The 25,165-nt window shown below is 63.7% G+C and carries 13 protein-coding genes; 5 read left to right on the top strand and 8 right to left on the bottom strand.

The features are described 5' to 3' along the window. The first annotated feature begins 68 nt into the window (after nt 1–68). Nucleotides 69–2,411 carry a Tex family protein gene (locus tag VGN46_RS17065; protein WP_331645402.1) on the top strand — a complete coding sequence of 781 codons (2,343 nt, stop codon included), beginning with the start codon at nt 69–71 and terminating at the stop codon, nt 2,409–2,411. Nucleotides 2,412–2,607: 196 nt separating this feature from the next. After that, a complete protein-coding gene (locus tag VGN46_RS17060) occupies nt 2,608–4,404 on the top strand; it encodes an autotransporter outer membrane beta-barrel domain-containing protein (RefSeq protein ID WP_331645400.1) in 1,797 nt (598 codons plus the stop codon). A 109-nt stretch (nt 4,405–4,513) separates the two neighbouring features. Here the strand turns inward: VGN46_RS17060 and VGN46_RS17055 are convergent, their stop codons facing one another. From VGN46_RS17055 to VGN46_RS17040, 4 genes are all read right to left on the bottom strand, one after another. Further along, on the bottom strand, nt 4,514–5,374 hold the full coding sequence (locus tag VGN46_RS17055) for a DUF1481 domain-containing protein (RefSeq protein ID WP_331645398.1): 861 nt from the start codon (nt 5,372–5,374) through the stop codon (nt 4,514–4,516). A gap of 335 nt (nt 5,375–5,709) precedes the next feature. After that, the gene (locus VGN46_RS17050; RefSeq protein WP_331645396.1) at nt 5,710–8,769 is read right to left on the bottom strand and encodes a TonB-dependent receptor; all 3,060 of its coding nucleotides are present in this window, start codon (nt 8,767–8,769) and stop codon (nt 5,710–5,712) included. A 531-nt stretch (nt 8,770–9,300) separates the two neighbouring features. Next, nucleotides 9,301–12,333 (bottom strand): TonB-dependent receptor, encoded by a 3,033-nt coding sequence (locus tag VGN46_RS17045; RefSeq protein WP_331645394.1) that lies wholly within the window; start codon nt 12,331–12,333, stop codon nt 9,301–9,303. 476 nt (nt 12,334–12,809) lie between these two features. Then, a complete protein-coding gene (locus tag VGN46_RS17040) occupies nt 12,810–15,881 on the bottom strand; it encodes a TonB-dependent receptor (RefSeq protein ID WP_331645392.1) in 3,072 nt (1,023 codons plus the stop codon). A gap of 516 nt (nt 15,882–16,397) precedes the next feature. On the opposite strand from VGN46_RS17040, the gene VGN46_RS17035 reads away from it, so the two are divergent. Next, on the top strand, nt 16,398–17,006 hold the full coding sequence (locus VGN46_RS17035) for a helix-turn-helix transcriptional regulator (RefSeq protein ID WP_331645390.1): 609 nt from the start codon (nt 16,398–16,400) through the stop codon (nt 17,004–17,006). Between the two features lie 50 nt (nt 17,007–17,056). Here the strand turns inward: VGN46_RS17035 and glyS are convergent, their stop codons facing one another. Further along, nucleotides 17,057–19,201: a glycine--tRNA ligase subunit beta gene (gene glyS, locus VGN46_RS17030; RefSeq protein WP_331645388.1), complete on the bottom strand. Its 2,145-nt coding sequence runs from the start codon at nt 19,199–19,201 to the stop codon at nt 17,057–17,059. Next, nucleotides 19,191–20,105, bottom strand: a complete 915-nt coding sequence (glyQ, locus tag VGN46_RS17025; protein WP_331645386.1) for a glycine--tRNA ligase subunit alpha — start codon at nt 20,103–20,105, stop codon at nt 19,191–19,193. Before glyQ ends, glyS begins: the two co-directional genes overlap by 11 nt. A 65-nt stretch (nt 20,106–20,170) precedes the next feature. Between glyQ and VGN46_RS17020 the strand changes: the two genes are divergently transcribed. Both VGN46_RS17020 and VGN46_RS17015 read left to right on the top strand, forming a co-directional pair. Further along, on the top strand, nt 20,171–21,985 hold the full coding sequence (locus tag VGN46_RS17020) for a GspE/PulE family protein (protein WP_331645384.1): 1,815 nt from the start codon (nt 20,171–20,173) through the stop codon (nt 21,983–21,985). Nucleotides 21,986–21,988: 3 nt separating this feature from the next. After that, on the top strand, nt 21,989–22,726 hold the full coding sequence (locus VGN46_RS17015; RefSeq protein ID WP_331645382.1) for a glutamine amidotransferase: 738 nt from the start codon (nt 21,989–21,991) through the stop codon (nt 22,724–22,726). Here the strand turns inward: VGN46_RS17015 and VGN46_RS17010 are convergent. Together VGN46_RS17010 and VGN46_RS17005 are read right to left on the bottom strand one after the other, a co-directional pair. Beyond that, entirely contained in the window at nt 22,715–23,398 is a 684-nt protein-coding gene (locus tag VGN46_RS17010) for a rhomboid family intramembrane serine protease (RefSeq protein WP_331645380.1), read from the bottom strand. The genes VGN46_RS17015 and VGN46_RS17010 overlap by 12 nt on opposite strands. Before the next feature lie 2 nt (nt 23,399–23,400). Next, the gene (locus tag VGN46_RS17005; protein WP_331645378.1) at nt 23,401–24,930 is read right to left on the bottom strand and encodes an AAA family ATPase; all 1,530 of its coding nucleotides are present in this window, start codon (nt 24,928–24,930) and stop codon (nt 23,401–23,403) included. Nucleotides 24,931–25,165: the final 235 nt, after the last annotated feature.

Genomic DNA, 25,165 nt, shown 5'->3' with positions numbered 1-25,165 from the left:
CGGCCCCTGCTTGCTATCATCGGCGGCCCGGGCCTCGCTTCGGCCGGCTGAGCAAGCACAGGAAAGACATGCAGAGCATCGAACAACGTATCGCCCAGGACATCGCCGCAGCCCCTGACCAGGTCCGCGCGGCGGTGGGTCTTCTTGATGGTGGCGCCACCGTGCCGTTCATCGCCCGCTACCGCAAGGAAGTCACCGGCGGCCTCGACGACGTGCAGCTGCGCCTGCTGGAAGAACGCCTGCGCTACCTGCGCGAGCTGGAAGATCGCCGCGCGGCGATCCTCGACAGCATCGTCGAGCAGGGCAAGATGACCGACGCCCTGAAGGCCGACATCCTCACCGCCGACACCAAGGCGCGCCTGGAAGATCTGTACCTGCCGTACAAGCCCAAGCGGCGCACCAAGGCCCAGATCGCCCGCGAGGCCGGCCTCGAGCCGCTGGCGACCGGCCTGCGCGACGATCCCTCGCAGGATCCGGAAACCTTCGCCGCCGGCTTCATCGATGCCGAGAAGGGCGTGGCTGATGTGAAGGCCGCCCTCGATGGCGCCCGTGCCATCCTCATGGAGACGATCGCCGAGGACGCCGCGCTGGTCGGCGAGTTACGCGACTGGCTGTGGGACAAGGGCCAGATCAAGGCGTCCGTCGTCGCCGGCAAGGAAAACGAGGGCGCGAAGTTCCGCGACTACTTCGACCACACCGAAGCACTCTCGAAGATTCCCTCGCACCGCTTGCTGGCACTGATGCGCGCGCGTAACGAGGGCATCCTCGAGATCGACCTGAACCCGGCGCTGGACGCCGACCAGGGCCATGCCGAAGGCGAGGGCCGTGTCGCCGCCCGCGCGGGCATCATCAACAGCGGCCGCCCCGCCGATGCCTGGCTGCGCGAGACCGTGCGCCTGACCTGGCGGGTGAAGCTGCACCTACACCTCACCCTGGACCTGTTCGGCCGCGTGCGTGAAGGCGCGGAAGACGAAGCCATCCGCGTATTCGGTGAGAACCTGAAGGACCTGCTGCTTGCCGCGCCTGCCGGCGCGAAGACGGTGATGGGGCTCGATCCGGGTATCCGCACCGGTTGCAAGCTGGCCATCGTCGATGCGACCGGCAAGCTGCTCGCGTACGACACGATTTACCCGCACGAGCCGCGCAACCAGTGGGATCAGTCGATGGCCCGCATCGCGCAGCTGAGCAAACAGCACGGCGTTGGCCTGGTCGCGATCGGCAACGGCACCGCGTCGCGCGAGACCGACAAACTGGTCGGCGAGGTCATGCGCAAGATGCCTGACCTGAGTCTCTCCAAGGTCGTCGTGAGCGAAGCCGGCGCGTCGGTGTACTCGGCCTCCGAACTCGCGTCGAAGGAATTCCCCGACATCGATGTATCCATCCGCGGCGCGGTGTCCATTGCGCGCCGCCTGCAGGATCCGCTGGCCGAGCTGGTGAAGATCGAGCCCAAGGCGATCGGCGTGGGTCAGTACCAGCACGATGTGAACCAGGTGAAGCTCGCGCGCGCCCTCGACGCGCGCGTGGAAGATTGCGTCAACGCCGTGGGCGTCGATGTGAACACCGCTTCCGCACCCTTGCTCGCGCGCGTCGCCGGGCTCTCGTCCAGCGTGGCGGAGAACGTGGTCAAGCACCGCGATGCAAACGGCGCGTTCAGTAGCCGCAAGGATCTGCTGAAAGTGCCGCGTCTTGGCGACAAGGCGTTCGAGCAGTGCGCGGGCTTCCTGCGGATCACCGCCGGCAGCAATCCGCTCGATGCAAGCTCGGTTCATCCCGAGGCGTACCCGGTGGTCGAGCGCATCCTCAAGCAGTGCGGCCGCGAAGTGAAGCAGGTAATCGGCGATGCCTCATTCCTCCGTGGCCTGAAGGCCGAGGATTTCACCGACGAGACGTTCGGCGTGCCGACCGTGCGCGACATCCTCAAGGAGCTGGAGAAGCCCGGCCGCGATCCGCGCCCCGAATTCGTTGCGCCGAGCTTCGCCGAAGGCGTGGAAGACCTGAAGGACCTGAAGATCGGCATGGTGCTGGAAGGCCGCGTCACCAACGTGGCCGCCTTCGGCGCGTTCGTCGACATCGGCGTGCACCAGGATGGCCTTGTCCACGTGTCGGCGCTGTCGCACACCTTCGTCAAGGATCCGCGCGATGCGGTGAAGGCCGGCGATATCGTGAAGGTCAAGGTCATGGAGATCGACCTCCCGCGTAAGCGTATCGCCCTGACCATGCGCCTGGACGATGTGCCGGGTGAAGCGCGCACCGGTCGCCCCGGCCAGCGTGACGATGCCCCGGCGGGTGGCGGCAATCGTCGCGGCCAGAGTGGTGGTGGTGGCGGTCGTGCCCCCCAGGCACCCAAGGCAGCGCCGGCACCGGCGAACAGCGCCTTTGCTGATGCGTTTACGAAAGCTCTCAAACGCTGAGGGGTAGGGATCGCGCGCAAGCGCGCTCCTACAGCCACACAGGCAGCGCGCCACCCCTTGTAGGAGCGCGCTTGCGCGCGATAACCCCGATCGACGCCCAACCCTGCAAAAAACCTGCGGCGGCGCAGCATGCGCCGCCGTATGGATTCGGCTACCGTAACAATTCTCTAACGCCCCACACACGGAGTGATTCCAAATGCGTATTCGTCATCTTGCAGGCGCCATCGGTGCCGCCCTTCTGTTCAGTGCTGGGGCGCACGCCGATGGGTTCCAGCAGGTCGTCTCGTTCGGCGACAGCCTGAGCGATAACGGCAACGTCGCGATCCTTTCCGGCTCGCCGGTCATCACCCGCTTCACCACGAACCCCGGTACCGTCGCGGTCGAGAACATCGCCAAGTACTTCAACCTGGCGCTGACCCCGTCGCTGCAGGGTGGTACCGACTACGCCTTTGGCGGCGCGCGCGCCGGCCTGGCCAACCCGACCCCGGCGACCTCGGCCCAGATCCAGCAGTACCTCGCCGCCAACGGTGGCAAGGCCAACCCGAACGCCCTGTACACCATGTGGATCGGCGCCAACGACATCCTGGCCGCCACCGCCAACCCGGCCACCGCCCAGCTCGTCGTGGGTACCGCCGCAACGCAGGAAGTCGGCCAGATCAAGGCACTGCAGGCTGCGGGTGCCAAGACCATCGTCGTGTTCAACCTGCCCGATATCGGCAAGACCCCGGCTGCCCAGTCGCAGGGCGCCGCGGCCGCCGCTGGCGTGACCTCGCTCGCGCAGGTCTACAACGGCATCCTCTCGGGTGGCCTGGCTTCGGCCAACAAGGGCATCGTGCCGATCGACACGTACTCACTGCTCAACGAAGTGATCGCCAACCCGTCAGCGTATGGCTTCACCAACGTCAGCGTGCCGGCCTGCACCACGGCCAGCTCGATCAGCTGCTCGCCGACCACCCTGCGTGACCCGAACGCTGCCGCCACGTGGCTGTTCGCCGATGGCATCCACCCGACCACCGGTGCGCACGCCCTACTTAGCCAGTACGCGATCTCCGTGCTCGAAGCACCGCGCCAGATCTCGCTGCTCGGCGAAGCCGGCCTCGCTTCCGATGCTGCGCACATGCGCGCGCTGCGTAATGAAATGATGGCCGATAACCTCGGCGCCGGTACGCGTTTCTTCGCCTCGGTCGATTACGGCCAGCAGAAGTACAAGAACACCGACAACTCGCCGCAGACCGATAGCGACAACGTCAACCTGACCGTCGGCGCCGACGCGAAGGTCAATGACAACTTCAACGTCGGTGTCGCCCTGGGTCTCACCCAGGCCAACGCCGACTTCAAGGGCGGTGGCGGCTACAAGATGCAGGACGTAGCCGGTACCGGCTACGCGTTCTATCACCAGGGTGGCGGCTACGTCGGCGCGTTCGCCAGCTTCGGCCAGCTGAGCTTCACCGATATCGATCGCCGCATCGACCTGGGCACCGCACGCCGTACCGAGTCGGGCAAGACCGATGGCTCGCACGTCGGTGGCGGCCTGACCGGTGGCTGGTGGTTCGGTAGCGAGACGCTGAAGACTGGTCCGTTCGCCACGGTGGAAGTCGAGCAGCTGCGCGTGTTCGGTTACACCGAGCGCAACAGCACCAGCACCGCGATGACCTTCGGCAAGCAGGTCCGCAACGCGCGCATCGAAACCGCGGGCTGGCGCCTGCAGGGTACGTGGGCCGCCGGCAACACCACGGTGCACCCGTTCGCGGAAGTGGCCTACAACCACGATGGTCGTGCGGAAGATCGCTACGTCACCGCTGGCCTCACCAACATGAGCGGCAAGTTCGAGCTGCAGGGCTTCACCCCGGACAAGACCTGGGTCACCGCCGATGTCGGCGTCTCCGCTGACTTCAACCAGAGCTGGAGCGGCTGGGCGAGCTACAGCGGTCGCTTCAGCGACGACACCCAGCGCCTCAATAGCCTGAACCTGGGCGTGAAGCTGGCGTTCTAAGCCAGCGTGATCCGGGCTCGCGTTGCGCGAGTCCCGGATTTCCGGCACACCATGAGGCAAAAAAAACGCCGGCGAAAGCCGGCGTTTTTTTCATCCCGTAAAGCGCGGCTTACTTCTTGCCGCCAGCCTTCGAGTACATCGCTTCCGCCTGGCTCTTGAGGCTGTTGGCATCATCGTCGCTGAGCGCCGAGGTCTTCCCGCCAGCCTGGTTTTCCTTCAGCACGAGTTCGCCTGCGTCGTTCCAGCCCGCGCGCTCGGTCGAGGTCGGCTTGCCATCCTTACTCGGCTTCTTCTCCTGCACGATAACCCACGGCTTGCCGTTCTTGTAAGCGTAGTTCGTGGAGGTAAAGCCCTTGTCGCCGTAGTCGACCAGTTCGATCACGAACTGGACATCATTGCCCTTCTTGAAGATCTGCCAGCCGCGCGATTCGCCTTCCTTCAGCGCGGTGCCCTGGGTGACCTTCATGCCGCCGATGTTCTTCTTGACGGAGTTGAAGCCCGCCAGTTCCTTCTCACCCGGGGTGGCTTCACCGACGAGCTGGATGTTGGCGACGTTCTTCGCGCCCTTGGTCAGCACCGGGGTCTTCAGCGGCGACGAGTAGTGACGCTCGCCATCCTGCAGCGACACCTCGACGATGTACATGTCGTTCGGGTTGAGGTCGGTCGCGTTGAAATCGAGCTGGAACGCCTGCGGCAGGGTGACCGGTGCGATCGACTTGGTGGCGAGCGGCTGCGAGCCCTCGGCCGAGACATCGACGAGCTTCAGATCGAGCTTGGCATCCGGCGAAAGCGCGGCGCCGGCGTCACGCAGGGTGACGGTGCCGGTCACGGCATTGGCCGGAGCGGCCGGGCCTGCGGCGGCACTGTCGCCACCAGCGGCGGCCTGCTGGCCGTTGTTATCCGAACCGCCACCGCAGCCGGCAAGTGCCAGGGCAGATACGGATGCGAGCGACAAGAGAATCCTGCGCATGGTCGAGCCTCGTTGAAACGGAAAATGTTGGTGGGTCACGGAAGATACGCAAGCGCATGGCCCGCAAGGACTTCCGGGGGGAACCATGGAGCATACCGGCAAATGCGCCGCTGGCAAAGTCAAGTGCAACACCGCCCGGGGTCGATGAATCCGTGTTCCGGGTCGCAACTTCCGGCAAGTTCCTGCCGAAAATGCTAAGCCACTGATTTATCCGTAATCTCAGACGGATCTGGGATTAGATCGATCCAAGGACTCTCAAAAAAAACGCCACCCGGGGGTGGCGTTTTTCCGGTCACCGCCACCCGGAGGTGGCGATGAATCCCTTCTCCCAGCGATCAGTAGTCGTACGTGACACCAAAGCGGAAGTAACGCGGGGTCTGCTGCGCGATCGGCACATTGTAGGTCGCCAGCGTCGCGCTGGTGGTGCCGTAGTACGGATACGACTGGGTCTTTTCCTGCTCATTGAACAGGTTGAAGACTTCAGCAGTAAAGCCAAGACGGCCCTGTGCCCATTCCGGACGGTAAGCCAGGGCAGCCGACACGGTGTGCGTGATCGGGTTGCGGCCAACTGCACCCGGCGGCGACGGCTCACCACCACACCAGTGGTAGGAGGTCGTACCGTAGCCAGCATCGACCTGGTCCGGACCGAAACCGCCGTAGCAGTTACGCGGCGCACCCGAGACGATGGCGATGTTGCCCGAGACCTGCCATTCCGGCGTGATCTCGTAAGCACCGTAGGCCTTCAGCGCATGGGTGTGGTCGTTGGCCAGCTTGCCGTTCGAGTACACCATGAGCGGGGCGTTATCCCACGCCTGGGTGACCGACGGATCGCTGCGCGTACCCGCATCGGAATCGGTCTGGCCTTCCGAGTTGCCGTACAACTTCGAATACACGTAGCTGACGTTACCCCACCACTTGCCATCACCCTTCTCGTGCTGCAGGTGCAGCTCGAGGGCGTAGTAGTGACGCTTGAGGTGCGGGAAGCCCAGTTCCTCATTGGTCGCGTGGACGCTGTCATAGCCGCCGGCCGCATTCGGAGCGAGGAAGGTGTTGGCACGACCCGGGTTGAACAGGTAGCAGCTCACACCGGCATCGGCCAGGTTGACCTGCGAACCACTGGCAGCAAACAGATCCTGCAAGCGGCCATTCGGGTTGGAGCCGGTGTCGCAATAATCGTCGATCGCGTTGCCGAGCTTACGGTAGGTCAGCTTGGCGCCGTAGACCCAGTCGGTGCCCAGTGCCTTGTCGAAGCCAGCGATGAACTCATCCTGGTACTCGGACTTCAGGCCCTTGGCGCTGACGATCTTCGGGTCCTTCGCCTGACCGTACTCGTTGTTCGGCGAGTAGGGCTGGCCCGGGCCGTTCACCGAATCGAGCGGGGTGAGGCCGGTCGGGTAACCCGTGGCCGGATCGATGCCCGTGTACGAGTAGTAAGCGTTGGTCTGCGTCGAGCCGGACGCACCGCGCAGGGCGGGGACGAGCGGCAGGGCGAGGTAGTAACGGCCAGCGTTGGCATACACCTTGAAGCTGCTGTCGCCGTACACATCCCAGGTACCGCCGAGGCGCGGGGCCCACTGCGGCTTGGTCTGGGTGATATAGGCTTCGTTGCTGCCGTTGTAGTTGGTGAACTGGTCATTACGCAGGCCGAGTGACAGCTTGACGGTATCCGTCACCTGCCACAGGTCCTGGACGTACTGCGCACGCTGACGCACGCGCACCGAAGCGGCGGTCTGCTGGCGATACTGGGAGACGTAGTACGGCGTACCCACCGGCGACGAAACGGCGCCGCCCGCGATATCACCGCCCTCTTCAACGGAACCGTAGCTCCACTCGTAGCCGGCGTTGTTGTAGATCGACTCGCCGTCGTTCAGATCCTGCGTGTTCTGGTTGTCGATACCGGCCGAGATCGTGTGATCGCCGAGCACGTACGACAGGTCAACACGATAGTTCGTGACCTTGCTTTCGTGGGTCGGATCGGGAACGGTCGTCAGGTTCTGCGCGTTGGTGATGCCCTGCGGGAAGCCAGTCGTGTACGCCGGATTCTGCTGGTCGGCGCCGAGGATCGGGATCAGGTTCGGATCCGTCGTGCCGGTCTGCGTGAAGAGCTTCGTGTCCTGCTTGCCGTACTGGGCGGTCACGGTCAGGCTATCGGTGAGGTAGCCCGTGTACTTGGCAACCCACATCGTCTGCTTCGTGCGCGCAGCGGTATCGGCAGCGATGAAATCGCCGTTCTGACGCGTCGTGTTGTCGAAGGCGTAAACATCACCGGTGTAATCGTGCTTGACGCTGGCACCGGTCACTTCAAGGATGTTGTTATCGTTGATGTTCCAATCGATCTTGGCGTACATCTTCGGATCTTTGTACGTCTGCACGTAGTTCTTGTTCTGCGAGGCGGTCTGGACGTTATCGCCCTTCGACTTCGCAGCTTCCACGGCGACGAACGCGAACAAGGTGTCCTTGATCAGCGGGCCACCGGCATACGCCGAAGCCACGGCTTCCCAGGTCTTGTTCAGGTTGCGGTAGCGGTATACCTGGCCGTCACGCGCGGAGCTGGTCGGGTACTTCGCATTGATCGGGTCCGCCTTGGCGAACTCGGGCGTCCACAGGATCTGGCCACCGAAATGGAAATCGTTGGTGCCGCGACGGCCGACAACGCTGATCACGCCGCCGTCCGAACGGCCGTACTGCGCACCATAACCGCCCGTCAGGATTTCCTGCTGGTCGATCGCGCCGTACGGAAGGGTCATGCCACCGTAGCCCGAGATGGGATCCGTGGTGTTCATGCCGTTGATGTAGTACGCGTTCTCGGTCACCGACGAACCGCCGAACGACACGAGGGTCTGGCCGCTCGGGCTCAGGAAGCCCGTACCGGTCGCGCCCTGGGCGACGCCCGGGGCCAGCAGTGCGATAGCTTCCGCGGTGCGGCCAAGCGGCAACTGCTTGAGCTGCGACTGGGTGATAACGGTACGCGAGTCGACCGACGAGACGTCAATCGGCGGCAGCGAGGTACCGATGACGGTGACGCCTTCCAGGGTCGAGGCGTTGGCAGCCGAAGCCGAAGCCGCAGCAAACGAAACGTCAGAGCCCTTGTTGACGGTCACGGCGACATCCTTACGGGTGTCGACGGTAGCGCCACCCTTCATGAGGTTCACCGTGTAGGCGCCCACCGGAAGGTTGGCCAGGTTGTAACGGCCGCGCTCGTCGACCGTCGCGGTGCGGGTCAGACCGGTTGCGCTGATGATCTGAACGGTGTCGCCGGCTTCGGCGGTACCGAAAATGGTACCCGTGGTGGCCTGGGCGAAGGCCGTGCCGGTGAGGCCCATGCCCACCGCCAGCGCGAGCGCCAGCGAGGAACGACGCAGGACGGTTGCCTGCCGAATGCTACGAGAACTCATGCAAATCTCCCCAGATCGGCCCAACAGGGCCTGAAAACGTGCAAAACCAGCCAAAGGCCAGAAAAAAGGTTCGGCCTTGGGGTGCATGTTTTCGGGGGGAGTTCGCTGGCGCCACCTGCTCCTCCCAGAGTGGTGGGGCCGCCCCCTCGAGACCTGCTCCCGACAAGTCCGTCAACGTGGTCCGGGCGGCTTTTCGTCTCTACGAAAAACAAACCCGGATTTCGCCGAACCCGAATCTAGGGTGACGCGGTCCACCGTGTCAACAAATTATTTACACGGGGTAGGCGTTTCCGGCCGCTTCCATGACGAAAGCGGACGGACCCAAATCACGGGCGGAGCTGGATTTTTCTTTCTGGCCAAGCGTTTTGCTGCAAAAAACGCCTCTCTACCCGGGTGGGAGGAGAGGCGATCTGGGGAGTTGCCTTTTCGCTCCGTCGGCCGGTTGGATAGGCCGGCCGCGGTGATCTACTTGTTATTGATTCGCATTTCCCCCGGGCCCGCAGGCCCGGGAGAGCTTCGCAGCTACTTAACTTAGAAGTCGTAGCTGATGCCGAAGCGGGCGTAACGCGGGGTGACCTGATACAGCGGCACGTCGTAACGCGGGTTGAGCGCGTCGGAAGCACCGTGGATCGGGTACACCTGGGTTTCCTTACGCTGGTTCAGCAGGTTGAACACCGTGACGTTGAAGGCCAGCTTCTTGTCAGCCCACTCCGGGCGGTATTCGACCGCACCCGTGACGATGTAGGTCCAGGGGTTGTGGCCTGCTTCACCCGGGGGCGACGGCTGACCATCGCACCAGTGGTAGTACGAGCCATAACCGAGGTTCGGGTTGGTTTCGTCCGGACCGTAGAAGCCAAGGCAGCTCTTCGGCGCGCCCGAGGCGATGTTGATGTTGCCCGAGACCATCCACTCCGGGAACACCTGGTACGAACCGTAGATCTTGAAGTTGTGCTTACGGCTGTTAGCAAGCTCGCCGTTCGAGTACTGCATGACTTCGGCGTAATCCCAATCCACCGTCGCCGAGACGTTGTCCTGGCGGATATCCGAACGGACCTGGCCTTCCGAGTTGCCGTAGCTCTTCGAGTAGACGTAGTCGAAGCGGACCTGGTACTTGCCGTCCCATGCGTGGTCGAGGTACAGCTCGAGGCCGTAGTAGTTACGCTTGGAGTGCGGGAAGCCGAAGTCCTCATTGTTCATGGTGACGTCGTAGTAGCCGCCATTGAGGTTCGGGATCTTGAACGTGTTGGCGCGACCCGGGTTGAACAGGTAGCTGCCCTCGATCGCACCGATCGTATCCGGGTCGATACCCATGCGGTCCATCTTGCGCAGGATCGCACCGCTGTCGCCGACGTCATCGATCGCGTTGCGCAGCTTGCGCACCGTGGCCTTGGCACCGTAGGTCCACTTGTCGGTCAGCGACGCATCGAAACCGAGGATGAACTCATCCTGGTATTCCGACTTGATCGTGGTCGACGCGGCAGTCTTCGGATCACGCGGCTGGCCGTATTCACCGTTGGCCGAGATCGCGCCACCGGTGCTGCTGAATATCGGGGTCAGGCCGGTCGGGATGCCGTTGCTGTCGATGCCCGTGTAGTTGAAGTACTCACGGGTGTACAGCGAGGAACCTGCCGAACGCAGCGCGACGGTTGCCGGCAGCGCGAGGAAGTAGCGACCCGCGTTGGCGTAGATCTTCAGCGAGGAATCGCCATTGACGTCCCAGGTCGCACCAAGGCGCGGGGCCCACTGCGGCGAGGTCAGCTTCAGGTACGGATCGCCGTTCTGGTTGTAGTTGGTGAACTGGTCATTACGGATACCGACCTTCACCATCCAGCGATCGTTGACCTGCCAGGTATCTTCCAAATACTGGGCGCGCTGCGTCGTACGAACCGAGGACGCGGTGCGGTAGATGTACTTGGCGACGTAGTAACCCTGGCCACCCGGCGGTGCCACGTAAGCGGCATCGGTCGGCGACAGGCCGATGATCGGCGTGTTCGCCTTACCGGCGGTGTATTCCCAGGCGTAACCCGGGCCGGTGGTGGAATCGCCGTCGTCCTTATCCAGCACCTTCTGGTTATCGATACCACCCATGATGGTGTGGTCGCCGATGTGCCAGCTCAGGTCGAGGCGCAGGTTGGTGTTGGTCGACTTGTGCTTCGGATCAGCCGTGGTCGCAGCCGGGTTGGCGTTGGTGATGCCATCGCCGAGCGCCGGGTTCTGCTGGTTGGCCTGGATGATCGACGGCAGCGACTGGTCACCACCCGGGGCGGTGTAGTACGTGCCCTTCATCTTGCCGTACAGGGCGGTCAAGGTCAGGTCATCAGTGATGTAGCTGGTGAACTTGGCGGTGTAGAGATCCGCACCGGACTTGTTCAGCGGCGCACCGGCGTTGTCCTTGCCGACGAAGTCACCCTTGGTGCGGGTGGCGTAGTCGTACTCGTAGATCGAAGCGTCGTAGTTCTGCTTGTTCGACGCGCCGGTCACTTCAAGGATATTGCTATCGTTGATGTTCCAGTCGATCTTGCCGTACAGCTTGGGGTTACGGTAGTTCTGGCTGTACACGAACGGCGCAGCCGAGCTGGTGATCTGGTCGCCCTGACGGCGTTCCTGTTCAGCAGCGAGGAAGATGTACAGCGTGTCCTTGATCAGCGGGCCACCGGCGTACGCGGAGTACGTCGTGCGCCACAGCTTGTCCTTCTTGTTGTCGTCGTACAGCGCGCCGGCCTGCGAACCGACCTGGCGGTAGTAGTTCATCGGGCTGGCCTTGGTGCCGTTCGGCTCCCACAGGACCTGGCCACCGAAGTGCCAATCGTTCGTGCCGCGCTTACCGACCTGGCTGATCACGCCGCCCGACGAACGACCGTAAGCCGCGCCGTAACCACCGGCGAGGATTTCCTGCTGGTCGATCGCGCCGTATGGCAGGGTGATTCCGCCGAAACCGCTGAGCGGATCGGTCGTGTTGAAGCCGTTGATGTAGTACGCGTTCTCGGTGACGGCGCTGCCGGCGATCGAGACCAGCGCATTACCGGTCGGGCCGGTGAAGAACGAGCTACCGGCGACGGCACCCGGCGCCAGCAGTGCGATAGCTTCCGCGGTGCGGGCCAGCGGCAGCTTGGCGAGCTGCTGCGAGGTGATGACGGTGCGCGAGTCGACCGCGCTGACGTCGATGGACGGCAGCGAGTTGGCCGACACGGTGACGCCTTCCAGGCTCGCGGCGTTGGCAGCGGTAGCAGCGGCGACGAACGAGACGTCGGTACCCGAGCCAACGCGCAGGGTCACGTCGGAACGCGTATCCACGGCGTTGCCGCCCTGGTTCAGCGTGACCTTGTAGTTGCCCAGCGGCAGCTGGCCGATGGTGTAACGACCCGCCTGATCGACCGTGACGGTACGGCTGACGCCCGTATCGCTGGTAGCGGTGACGGTCTGGCCGGCGGTGGCCGAGCCGAAAATGGTACCGGTGGTGGCCTGCGCGAGGACCATGCCCGGTGCGGCGGTGCCGAGGCCGATGGCCAGGGCCAGCGCGGTACGGCGACCCAGAACACCTGCGCGAGAAATACGCGAACTCATCAAATACTCTCCCCAGTGAAAAATCACTGCCGCAGAAAATCGCGGCAAGCCGAACCCGACCCGGTAATCACCAGGTTCTAAATGGATCGGCGGTTAGAAATCCCCTTTAAACAACGACATCGCCTACGACGATGGCGCACCCCGAATACGCCACGGTCCGTGACGTGCGTCATGTATACGTAAGATTCTGCACACGTACAACATGAAAATTTCACACAAAGAGCGCACTTGTGTAATTACTTACGCGGCAGCCTTTTCGCCTGTAACGAATAGCGCTTGTTTATCAGGGTCTTATTTTGTAAATACCTGACAAAGCAGGCTTTTTTTAAGACTTTTACCTACGAAAAATTCCTAAAAAAAAGCCCCCGACGGCGAGCCGGGGGCGATCTGGGGAGTGATCCTGTCGCATGGCGGCGGATGTCCTATCCGCCGCAAATGCTCTTTGTTGTTGTAGCAGTGCTTTTGACGCAGCCCGATCAGAAGTCGTAGCGGGCGGTGAAGCGGACGGTGCGCGGATCGGTGTAGTTCAGTTCACGCAGGTAGGTCGGGCTCGGCGTCGTACGGCTTGCCGCGTAGCGGAAGTTGTACGTCGTCGGTTCCTGCTTGTTGAGCACGTTCAGCACATCGACCTGGAAGGTCAGGTGGCGATCGAACCACGACGGGGTGTACGCCGCGTTGAGGTTGAGGATGTAGGTGTACGGTGCCGAACCATGCGAACCGCGCGGCGAGAACTCGTAGCCCGGCTGGCCCGGCAGGCCGCAGAACCAGTAGAACGAACCGTTGTAGAGGCCCCTGTCCGCGGTCGGGTAGAAGCTCGTGCAGTTCTTCGGACGACCCGATGCGATGTTGGCGTTCACGCCGAAACGCAGGTCATCCGAGAACTGGTAGTAGCCGAAGAACTTCAGCTGGTGCGTACGATCGTTAGGCAGGCGACCGTTGGCACCGACCATCAGCTGCGGCAGATCCCAGTCCTGCGTGACCGACACGTCCGGCTGGCCACCGTTACCGGTATCCAGGTCGGAAGCGAGCTGGCCTTCCGTGTTGCCGTAGCTGCGCGACCAGGTGTAGTCGATGCGGCCGTACCACTTGTCCGCGAACGGATGCTCCAGGTAGAGGTCCAGGGCGTAGTACTTACGCTTCAGGTTGCCCAGGCCCAGCTCATCCTTCGAGTAACGACGCTCGACGAAGCTGCCATCATCCTGCAGCTGCAGGAACGTGTTGCCCTGGCCCGGGTTGAACAGGAAGCACGCACCGCCCAGCGCCGGCGTACAGGTATCGTCGATCGCGCTGCGCAGCTGGCGCCAGGTGGCCTTCGCGCCCCAGTTCCAGTTGGATGCGATCTGCTGGTCGAAGCCGGCGATGTACTCATCCTGGTAGTGCGACTTGAGGCCCTTCGCGGCCACCGTACGGGGATCCGGCGCATTGCCGCACTCCAGGTTGGCGGAAACGGCGTTGGTGCCGTTACACGTGTAGCCGAGGCCCGGGTTGACCGGCACTGACGCCAGGCCCGTCGGGTTACCCTGGGCATCGACACCGGTGTAGGTGAAGTACTCGGCGGTATTGAGCGAACCGGACGCGGCGCGCACGGCTACGTTGTTCGGCATGGCCAGGTGGTAACGGCCGGCGTTGGCGTACACCTTCAGCGTGGAATCACCGAAGACGTCCCACGACACGCCCAGGCGCGGGGCGAGCTGGTGACGCTGCTTGGCGTACACCTCGTTGTTGCCGTTGTAGTTCTTGAACTGCTCGTTACGCAGGCCGGCATAGACCATCCAGCGGTCGGTGACCTGCCAGTGGTCTTCGAGGTACTGCGATTCCTGCACCGTCTTCACCGAGGCCGACGTGGTGGTGTAGGACTTGATGACGTAGTAACCCTGCGTGCCGAGGCCGCCGGCCGCGCCCGGGGCACCGACGCCGTGGCCGGCATCGATCGGCGCGTTCGCGCCGTTCTGCTGGCTATAGGTCCAGCTGAAGCCGCCAGGCAGCGACGTACCGGTGAACGACTCCGCCTTCTGGTGATCGATACCAGCACGGATGTCATGGTCACCCAGGCGGTATTCCACGTCGAAGCGGTAGCCGTCGGTCTTGTCTTCGGCACCCGGCACCCGGACCGCGGTGGAGGTGGTCTGGCAGGTGCCGTAGTTGATACCCGGCGCGCGCGAAGCGGCCGTCGAGATGACGACGAGCGGGCAGTTCGGGTCGTAGTTGAACGGTGTCTGCACGTGGTCGAGGCGCTGCTGGCCGTACAGGGCCGAAACCGTCAGCGCATCGGTGATGTAGCCGGTGTACTTGCCGACATACAGGTCACCGCCGTCCTTCTGGTACACACCGCCGTTCTGCGTATCGCCATGACCGAGGTCGGCGTAGCTGAAGCCGTAGGTTTTGGAGTTGTACTCGGTCTTGTCCGAAACGCCGGTGAGTTCGAGGTGGTGATCGTCGGTGATGTTCCAGTCGATCTTCGCCAACCAGCGGGGAATCTTGTACTTGTATTCGTTCCAGCCGTTCCGGCCCACGCTGGCCGACGTGATCGCGCCGGCGGTGGTGGAGGTGGCGATGCCCTCGCCTTCACGGCGATTCATTTCGGCATCGACGTAGAAGAACAGGGTGTCCTTGATCAGCGGGCCGCTAGCGTACGCGCCGACCGTGGAACGCCAGTAGTTGTTCCTCTTCTGATACTGGTAAAGCGTGCCGTCGGTTGCCGGGAAATTGCCTGTATCCGGGTAGTTCGAATTCTTCGGGCTGGCGCGCGTGCCCTGCGGCTCCCAGATCGTGTACACGCCACCGTGCCATTCGTTGGTACCGCGCTTGGTCACGATGTTGATGACGCCGCCGGTGGAACGGCCGAATTCCGCGCCGTAGCCGCCGGTAAGCACCTGCTGCTGGTCAATCGCATCGAACGGCAGCTGGGTCAGGCCGATCGAGGTCAGCGGGTTGGTGACCGCGAAGCCGTTGATGAAGTATGCGTTTTCCGAGGATGCGGAACCGCCGAAGCTCGGCACCGGGTTGCCCAGGGCATCCTTGTACGAGGAGTTGGCGATGACACCCGGTGCCAGCAGCGCGGCGGCGAGCACGTCACGGGTGATCGGCAGCTTGTTCAACTGCTCGGCCGTGAGCACCGTACGCGTATCGACTGACGACACGTCGATCGAGGGTAGCGCGGTTGCCGTGACGGACACACCCTCGAGTGTGCTGGCCTGCGCGGCGCTGGCGGCGGCGCCGAACGGCACCGAGGTGTTGCTTGAAATGGTAACGACGACATTCTCACGGGAGCTGACCGCGGCGCCGTTGTTTTCCAGGGTCACCGTATAGCTGCCGGGCGGCAACGAAGTGATGCGGTAGCGGCCGTCGCTTTCGACCGGCGCAGAGCGCGTGATACCCGTTGCCGGGTTGCTGATCGTGACCGAGGTGCCCTGCTGGTTTTCGACCGTGCCGGTGATGCCACCGGTGGTATTCGACTGGGCGTGGACGGCTCCGCCGGCCAGGCAAAGGCCTAGTCCGACAGCAAGAGCGCTGCGACGGAGCTGGCGGCCGTTGTGCATGACGTTCATCAATATCTCCCCAAGTGATGCCGCACGACGTGGTGCGACCCGAAAAATGGCGCGCATTTACCTGCCCCGGCCTTGGGCCAGGTGGGTTGTTCGGCGTTGTTTTTTTCCCCTTACCCCTCACGCACCGAAGGCGTCCTTCAGTGCGCTCAGCACGTATACCGCAGCAATTTGCGATGCACAACGAGAAAGTAACGGAACCATGACGCCCGTCATACAGGCTTCAGAGCGAAAGACTGAGCAAATGTCAATGTTTCTTTCGGCACATCAATAACTTGCATCGGAGCCAGGGCATGACTTCTGGCACGCGATAAACTTACGAAATAGGAAATTTTCCTACGAAGCAGAACCCATACCACCCCAAGCCATCGGGAGGGGATCATGAGTCAATGTCACTGAGAAACTTCTCAACCGAAAGGCCGTCGAAGGTATTTCCGTGTACACCGTAACGGCACTCGCGCGTTGTTGCGCTAAGACGCCGGGGGGCGGCTAAACCAAAATAGAAGAGGTTCCATAGGCATGAACGACAATTCGAGGGGATCCATCCGGGCCGACGCGGTCGGGGGCGGCTTCGAGGGTGGACGCGCTGGTGGCGACGTGCCTGTGTCCTCCTTCGCGAGCCGGGTCCGCCAGGTCATCAAGCTCAACGGCAGCGTGAGCGATATCGCACGCCGCTGCGGCTTTTCTGAGGGCGTGGTGCGCAGCTGGCGTGATGGCAATACCGACCCATCCCGCGGCCGCTGCGTCACGATGGCCAGAACCCTTGGCATTTCCCTGGTGTGGCTGGCGGCTGGCGAAGGCCCGATGGTGCTGGACGGTACGACCGAGGATGCGATCGGCCGGACCGAATCGTCGGAAGCGCTGCGTGGCCGCGCGGGTCACCGTGATGTAGCCGCCGCGCCAGCCCCCCTGGACCCGTCGCGCCTGGCTGCCGCTATGAAGCTGCTCCAGTCCGATATCGAAATGGCGGGCAGCCGGTTCTCGCCGGTACGCCATGCCGACCTGGTCGCAGAGATGTACGCGATCCTCGACCGCTCCGCTGAGCCGGAATACGCCGACCGCGTGATTGCGTTCCGTCGCACGGTGTTGTCGCGTATCGGCGACGAGCCGGGCGCCGCGGCCGCCTGAATGAAAAAGCCCGGCCTGGCGGCCGGGCTTTTGGGTTTACGGTGGGGCGCTTAGAGCCGGGAGATATCGGCGATGGCGCCGAAAGCGGCTTTCAGCTGGGCCAGCAAGGCCAGGCGGTTGGCGCGTACGGCCGGGTTTTCCGCATTCACCAGCACGTCGTCGAAGAACCGGTCGACCGGTGCTTGTAGTGCTGACAGGCGGGCCAGCGTGCCCGTGTAGTCGGCGCGAGCCAGCAGATCACGGGTCTCGGCGCGGGCGGCCTCAAGCGCCGCGTACAGATCGCGCTCGGCATCGAGTTCAAAGTGCGCGGGGTCGACCTGCGACGGGATCGGCGAGGCATCAGCCTCTTCGGCCTGCTTGCGCAGGATGTTCGCTACGCGCTTGTTCGCGGCCGCCAGGCTGGCAGCCTCGTCACGGCGGGCGAAGCCAGCCACCGCGCGCAGGCGGCGATCGAAGTCCGGCAAGGTTGCCGGCGATACCGCGAGCACCGATTCGAACTGGTCGGTGCTGAAGCCCTGCTCCGTGTAGTAACCACGCAGGCGCTCGAGGACGAACGCATTCACTTCATCGCCCAGCTCGCGGCGACGGGCACCGATTTCGATGGCGGGTGCCTTGCCATCCTTGCCCGGCTTGACGCCTGCCACGAACGCGGCCTCGGGCACCATCTCGAACGCCTCGGTGAGCGCGGCGCGCAGGTCGATATCCAGGCCGCCCTCGATCAGGGTACGGGCCAGACCCAGCGCGGCACGGCGCAGGGCGAAGGGATCCTTGTTGCCGCTCGGCTTCATGCCCACGGCAAAGATGCCGGCCAGGGTATCCAGACGCTCGGCCACGGCGACCACCTGCCCCACCTTGCCCGCGGCGATCGCATCGCCACCGAAGCGCGGCTGGTAGAAGCTATCCAGCGCATCGGCCACATCGGCATCGATACCCTGGCGGGTGGCGTAATAGCGGCCCATCACGCCCTGGAGCTCCGGGAATTCGCCGACCATGCGGGTCAGCAGATCGCACTTCGCCAGTGCGGCAGCATGCGTGGCCTTACCCGCATCCACGCCAACGCGGTTGGCGACCACGCGAGCCAGCTCGGCGACGCGCACGGTCTTGTCCCACAGGCTGCCCAGCGATTGCTGGTAGGTGACGCTTTTCAGGGCATCCTGGTAGTCGGCCAGCGGCGACTTCAGATCTTCATCCCAGAAGAACTTGGCATCGGCGAAGCGCGGACGGATGACGCGTTCGTAGCCCTTGCGGATCTCGGCCGGATCCTTGCTCTCGATATTGGCCACACCGATGAAGTGCTCGGTCAGCTGGCCCGCGGCGTCGAACACGGGGACGAACTTCTGGTTCGTTTCCATGGTGGTGACCAGGGCTTCCGGTGGCACATCGAGGAAGGCGCGCTCGAAGGTGCAGGCGATGCCGACCGGCCACTCAGTGAGGTTGGCGATCTCATTAAGCAAGCCATCCGACAGCCGCGGTGTGCCACCGGTGGCCACGCGGGCCACCTCGGCACGCACGCGCTCGCGACGCTCGACGGGGTCGGCGATCACATGCGCGTGGCGCAAGGTATCCAGCCAGGTATCGGCGCTGGCGATCTCGACCGGCTGCGGATGATGGAAGCGGTGACCAAGGCTCGCGCGGCCACTCTTCAGGCCGAGGACTTCACCGTCGACGATATCAGTGCCATGCAGCATCAGCAGCGTGTGCACCGGGCGCACGAAGGAGGCTTCGCGGCTACCCCAGCGCATGGCCTTCGGAATCGGCAGGTCCTTCAGGGCCTCGATCACGATGTCCTGCAGGAGCGTGGCGGTGTCCTGGCCGGCCTTTACCGCGCGGAAGACGAACCACGCGCCCTTGTCGGTTTCCAGCTTCTCCAGCGCCGATACCTCGACGCCACAGGATTGCGCGAAACCCACCAGGGCCTTAGACGGTTCGCCATCGGCACCGATGCTGGCGTTCACCGCGGGACCGCGGCGCTCCACGTTCTGTTCGGGCTGGGCCACGGCAACGTCGGGAATGTAGACGGCGAGACGGCGCGGCGAAGCGTAGGTTTTTGCGCCGGCGTAGTCGCCGGCGACACCGCGCTTTTCCAGGCCTTCGACGACACCGCGCGCGAACGCGCCGGCAAGGTCATCGAGGGCCTTGGGCGGCAATTCTTCGGTGCCGAGCTCGATAACGAGTGGCAGGCGCTTATCGGCCATGGACGGCCTCCTTGTCGTTCTTCAGGCCGGGGAACCCGAGTTTCTCGCGCTGTGCGACGTAGGCTTCGGCCACGCTACGGGCCAGGGCGCGCACGCGCAGGATGTAGCGCTGGCGCTCGGTCACGCTGATGGCGCGACGGGCATCGAGCAGGTTGAACGCATGGCTGGCCTTGCACACCTGTTCATAGGCGGGCAGCGGCAGGCCGGCGGCGATCAGCTTGCCCGCCTCGCCCTCGCAGACATCGAACCAGTGGAACAGCTCGGTGACGTTGGCGTACTCGAAGTTATAGGTGCTCTGCTCCACCTCGTTCTGGTGGAACACATCGCCGTACGTCACCACGCCGTGCGGCGCGTGCGTCCAGACGATGTCGTAGATGCTGTCGACGTTCTGCAGGTACATCACCAGGCGCTCGAGGCCATAGGTGATCTCACCGGTCACCGGGCGGCATTCGAGGCCACCTGCCTGCTGGAAGTAGGTGAACTGGGTCACCTCCATGCCGTTCAGCCAGACCTCCCAACCGAGGCCCCATGCGCCGAGTGTCGGCGATTCCCAGTTGTCCTCGACGAAGCGCAGGTCATGCACCAGCGGATCGATACCCAGCGCCTTCAGGGAGCCGATATAGAGCTCCAGGATATTGTCGGGATTGGGCTTGAGCACCACCTGGTACTGGTAGTAGTGCTGCAGGCGGTTAGGGTTGTCGCCGTAGCGGCCATCCGTCGGGCGACGGCACGGCTGCACGTAAGCGGCAGCCCACGGCTCCGGTCCGAGCGAGCGGAGGAAAGTGGCCGGGTGGAACGTACCCGCGCCAACCTCGGTATCGAGCGGTTGCATTAGCACGCAGCCCTGTTCCGCCCAATAGCGGTTGAGGGTCTGGATCACGTCTTGGAAGGTGGGCGCGGACATGGTTCCCGGGTCCTTGAGAAAGCGGGCTAGTATAACGGCGTAGCCTATTTACAGGGTTGGAGCGCATGGCAGTCAATCCACAACACGCCGCCATACTGGGCCGCCGGGGCCGGCTGGAGCTGGAAGAGGTCCTGGCCTCGCTGGTGGTGGACGGTTACCTCACAGGCGAGGACGCCAAGCGTGTCCGCGGCAGCTCACGTTCGGGCAAGAGCGCCATCGAGCTGCACCCACTGGTGTTGATCGCGAACAGCAAGCTGGACAACCAGCGCGACACGGGGCGCCCGCTGAGCCTGGAACTGCTGGTCGAGTGGCTGGCCGGCAAGGCCGCCCTGCCCTACCTGAAGATCGACCCGATGAAGGTCAACGTGGCGCAGGTGACCCAGGTGGTCAGCAACGCCTATGCGCAACGCCACCGGATCCTCCCCGTGGCGGTGGGGGCGGGCGAGGTGACTTTCGCGACCGCCGAGCCGTTCGATGCCGTGTGGGCGCAGGATCTCGGCCACATGTTGCGGCGTGAGATCCGCCGCGTGGTCTCCAGCCCGATCGACATCAACCGCTACCTGCTCGAGTTCTATGGCGTGCAGCGGTCCATCCAGCTGGCCCAGGATGCCAAGGGCCAGGACGCCACATCGGCGAAGATCATCAACTTCGAGCAGTTGCTCGAACTGGGCAAGGGTGGCGAACTCGGTGCGGACGATCGCCATGTCGTGCATATCGTCGATTGGTTGCTGCAGTACGCCTTCGAGCAGCGCGCGTCCGATATCCATCTCGAACCGCGCCGTGAAGCGGGGCAGATGCGCTTTCGCATCGATGGCGTCATGCAGAAGGTATTCGAGCTGCCGCCGCCGGTGATGACCGCGGTGACTTCACGCATCAAGATCCTGGCCCGCATGGATGTCGCCGAAAAGCGCCGCCCACAGGATGGCCGCATCAAGACCCGCTCGGCGGGTGGCCGTGAAGTGGAACTGCGCATCTCCACCATGCCCACGGCGTTCGGCGAAAAAGTGGTCATGCGCATCTTCGATCCCGACCTGGTGATGAAGGATTTCAGCCAGCTCGGCTTCGCGGAAGAAGAAGGCCGCGTCTGGCGGGCGATGGTCGAACGGCCGCACGGGATCGTATTGGTGACGGGCCCCACGGGCTCGGGCAAGACAACCACGCTGTATTCGACGCTCAAGCATCTGGCGCGGCCGGAGTTGAACGTGTGTACGGTGGAAGACCCGATCGAAATGGTCTCGCCAGAGCTGAACCAGATGCAGGTGCAGCCGGCTATCGACCTCGATTTCGCCGCAGGTGTACGCACGCTGCTGCGCCAGGATCCGGACATCATCATGGTCGGTGAGATCCGTGATCTCGAGACCGCGCAGATGGCGGTGCAAGCCTCGCTGACCGGACACATGGTGCTCTCGACACTGCACACGAACGATTCACCCAGCGCCGTAACCCGTCTGCTTGACCTCGGTGTGCCGCATTACCTTATCCAGTCGACGCTTGCCGGCGTCGTAGCGCAGCGCCTGGTCCGCACACTGTGCCCGCACTGCAAGCAACCCGCGGCGCAGGATGCCGACGAATGGCATGCGCTGACCCACGGTTGGGACGTACCGTTACCCGAGCGGGTTTTTACGGCGGTCGGCTGTCTGGAATGCCGTAAGACGGGGTTCATGGGTCGTACGGGTGTCTACGAGATGATGCCGCTTTCGCCGCGCCTGCGTGCGCAGATCACCGCGCAGCTGGACCTGGCCCGCTTTAACGAAATGGCGCTGCGCGAAGGCATGAAGCCACTGCGCATTTCCGCCGCGGCACAGGTCGCTGCCGGCCTGACCACCGTGCGCGAAGTCATGAATGTGCTGCCGCCCACCGATATCGACGATACGATGTAAACCATGAAGCCTGTACTTATTGTCCGCACGGGGCGAGCCCCGGATGTCATCAGCGCCCGCCACGGCGATTTTCCGCGCTGGTTCCAGTTGGGGCTACGCCTGCGCCTGCCACGGCTACACGTCGTGGACGTGGAACACGGCGATACGCTACCCAACCCGGACGATGTGTCGGGAGCTATTCTCACCGGCTCGGCATCCATGGTGACGGAGCGCCTGCCGTGGAGCGAGCGCACCGCGGGATGGATTCGCGATGCCATGGATATCGACCTGCCCTTGCTCGGTGTCTGCTACGGCCACCAGCTGATGTCGCACGCGTTGGGTGGACGCGTGGATTACCTGCCCGGCGGTCGCGAGATGGGGACGGTGCCATTGACCACGCACGAACCCGCCGCCACCGATATGCTGGGCGTCGCCTTGCCCGCCACGTTCCACGCACACACCACCCACGAGCAGAGCGTGCTGGAATTACCGCGCGGTGCGGTGTCGCTGGCCAGTTCAGCGCGCGATCCGCATCATCTCGTGCGTTATGGCAAACATGCGATCAGCACGCAGTTCCATCCGGAGTTCTCCGCGGAAGTGATGCGCGCCTACATCCGCCGCAAACACGATGTGCTCGCCAGCGAGGGCACCCCGCCGGCGGGCTTGCTCGCAGCAGTCGTCGCCACGCCGCACGCCACAGGTTTGTTGCGTCGTTTCGTCCGCACCCACCTGTCGGTGGTTCGGGAAGCCTCAGCCGCGTAAGCGGCGGACGATCGCACCGCGCGAGAACAGCGCGAACACGATGCCGAACAGAAAGCCGCCGATGTGGGTCCACCACACGACGGCGCCGTAGCTCGCGCCGGCGTAACTGAAGAGCAACTGCACCAGTGCCCAGATGCCGATGAGGACAAACGCCGGCACGCGCACGAACTCGAGGTACAGCCCTAACGGGACAACGAGGCCCAGGCGAGCCCGCGGAAAAAGGGTCACGTAAGCGCCGACCACCGCCGAGACCGCGCCGCTGCAACCGATGATCGCCACGCGCGCACCGGTCAGCGAGATCGCGCCGATAAGGTTCGCGACGACGCCACCCAGCAGGAACAGCAGGAGGAAGCGCGGCGAGCCGAGACTGCGCTCCGCGGGCAGGCTAAAAATCACCAGGAACAATAAGTTACTGAGAAGATGCAACCAGCCGCCGTGAATGAAAATGGCGGTGAACAGGCGTAGCAACGCGGGATCGCTCACTTGCTGCAAGAACGGAAGACCGGTTCCGAACAGGTGTGCGGGGACCGTTCCCCAGTGCAGCATGATGGCCATGCGTTCCGTGCGCCCGGCCAGCGCGAGTGCGACGAAGCTGACAACACACACGACCACGATCAGCATCGTGGCCCAGCAGAAGCCTGAGCGGCGCCGCGTATCGACGTGGACAAACATGCTCAAGGAACGCCACGGGCCAGGTGTGGGCCTTCGGTCTCAAGTGACGAAAGGGCGAACATGGTCTCCGGGCCGACGACACCATCGGCCGCAATGCCAAATCGTTGTTGCACGTTGCGCACGCGGGTCTCGGTCGCGGCATCGAATATCGACGGCTCGGCGAGCTTCGGGTCATTCGGCGCGAGGTGCAGCGCAAGCCAGTGCATGCCTTCCCCGCTGTCCCCGCGCGATAGCTTGTTCGGCATGGCTGGGTCGATGCGGAACACAGCGTAGAAGCGTCCTTTCCAGACCCGGTCAAAGGCATCGCGGGTGAGTTCCACGTATTTGCCGCCAAGATAAAGACGTACGGCGTCATCGCCGGCGCCGACAAGCAGCACCTGCTGTTTCGCGTGGGCGTCGTCCAGCTCGAGGACCAGTGGTCGATCGAAACGGCGTAGCTGGTCCAGGCTTCCACGCCCACTGACGCAGGCAAAGCCTGGGAAAATCAGCGCATCGCAGTTAATCGCGTTGGCGACGGACGTGTCTTTGGAAGAGACCTGCCAGCGTGCAAGGAGCTCACCCCATACGCGAACCGCGCCGGTCTCTGGCGGGGGCAATGCATCCTGCAGCTTGGCGAGGGCCTGCTCGGGTGTGATCGCCACGAAGCTCTTGGGGCGCGATGGGCTGTGCCCGGTGAAAACCCAGACCGCGAATCCACCGACGAAAAGGATGGATAGCATCGCGCCGATAGCGAGGATCGGTTTACGGTAGCGACGCAGCCAGTACCTGGCATGCTGTGGTAAGACTTCACGGGCAACGAAACCGAGCGCGCGCTCGCCGATATTCTGCTCACCGCGCTCGGCCGCGCGTTCGAGGGCACGCTGTGCGAGCGCATTCAGGCGCTTAGGGTTGCCCTTGCCGTCATCGCGTAGCGAACGAAGACCGAGGCGGCTAAACGGCATCTGCGTGCTACCCGCCACATGTAGCCGATGGCGCACGTAGCGCTCACTCTCCTCGGCATTCAGCGGGTTAAGCGGTAGGCGACTGCGTACGTGCTCACCCAGCGCCAAAGCGCCAGGCCCAGCGAGACGATCACGCAAGGTGGGTAATCCGGCGAGCACCAGGTGAAAGGGTGCCGGGGCCTTCCCCGAGGCGATATAAAGCCTCTCGACGATCGACAGCTCTTCATTATCGAGCCCGTCGGCATCATCGAGGATTAACAGGAAGCGGTGGTTAACGTGGTGGGCAAGGCGCCCCAGACCGGCTGCGAGACCATCGACGAGATGCGCTTCCGTGTTCGCATCGGCGCTAAGTGGCAGGGGCAAACCGAAACCGGCATACATCGAGCGCAACCAGGCGACAGTGCCTAGCGCATAGTCATCGGCGCTGTGGCGCACGCAGCGCACACCGTGCTGCGGGGCGTCGGCCTCGATCAGCATGCAGAGCAGCGATTTACCGATACCGGCCTCGCCGGTTAACAGGGTGACGCTGTGGTCGCTTGCGCCCAGCTCGTACTCGACGTGCGCCAGGACCTCGCGTTCGCGTGCAAACAAGCACGCGAATCGCGGATCCGGTGCGTCGCCGAACGGCGGCTCGCGAAGCCCAAAGGTCTGTAGATACATAGGCCTAGAGTAGCTTATGTCGCCCTTGTAGGAGCGCGCTTGCGCGCGATGGGTGGTGAGGCAATGCCAACCGCCCTTGTAGGAGCGCGCTTGCGCGCGATGGGGTATGCGGCGGGGTGGATCGCGCGCAAGCGCGCTCCTACAGGGGGACCGCGGCCGGATTTTA

It is taken from the genome of Luteibacter sp., assembly GCF_036500425.1.
GTDB lineage: Bacteria > Pseudomonadota > Gammaproteobacteria > Xanthomonadales > Rhodanobacteraceae > Luteibacter.
Note: the sequence above shows the minus strand (reverse complement) of the source record. Positions and strands in the feature narration are given on the sequence as shown.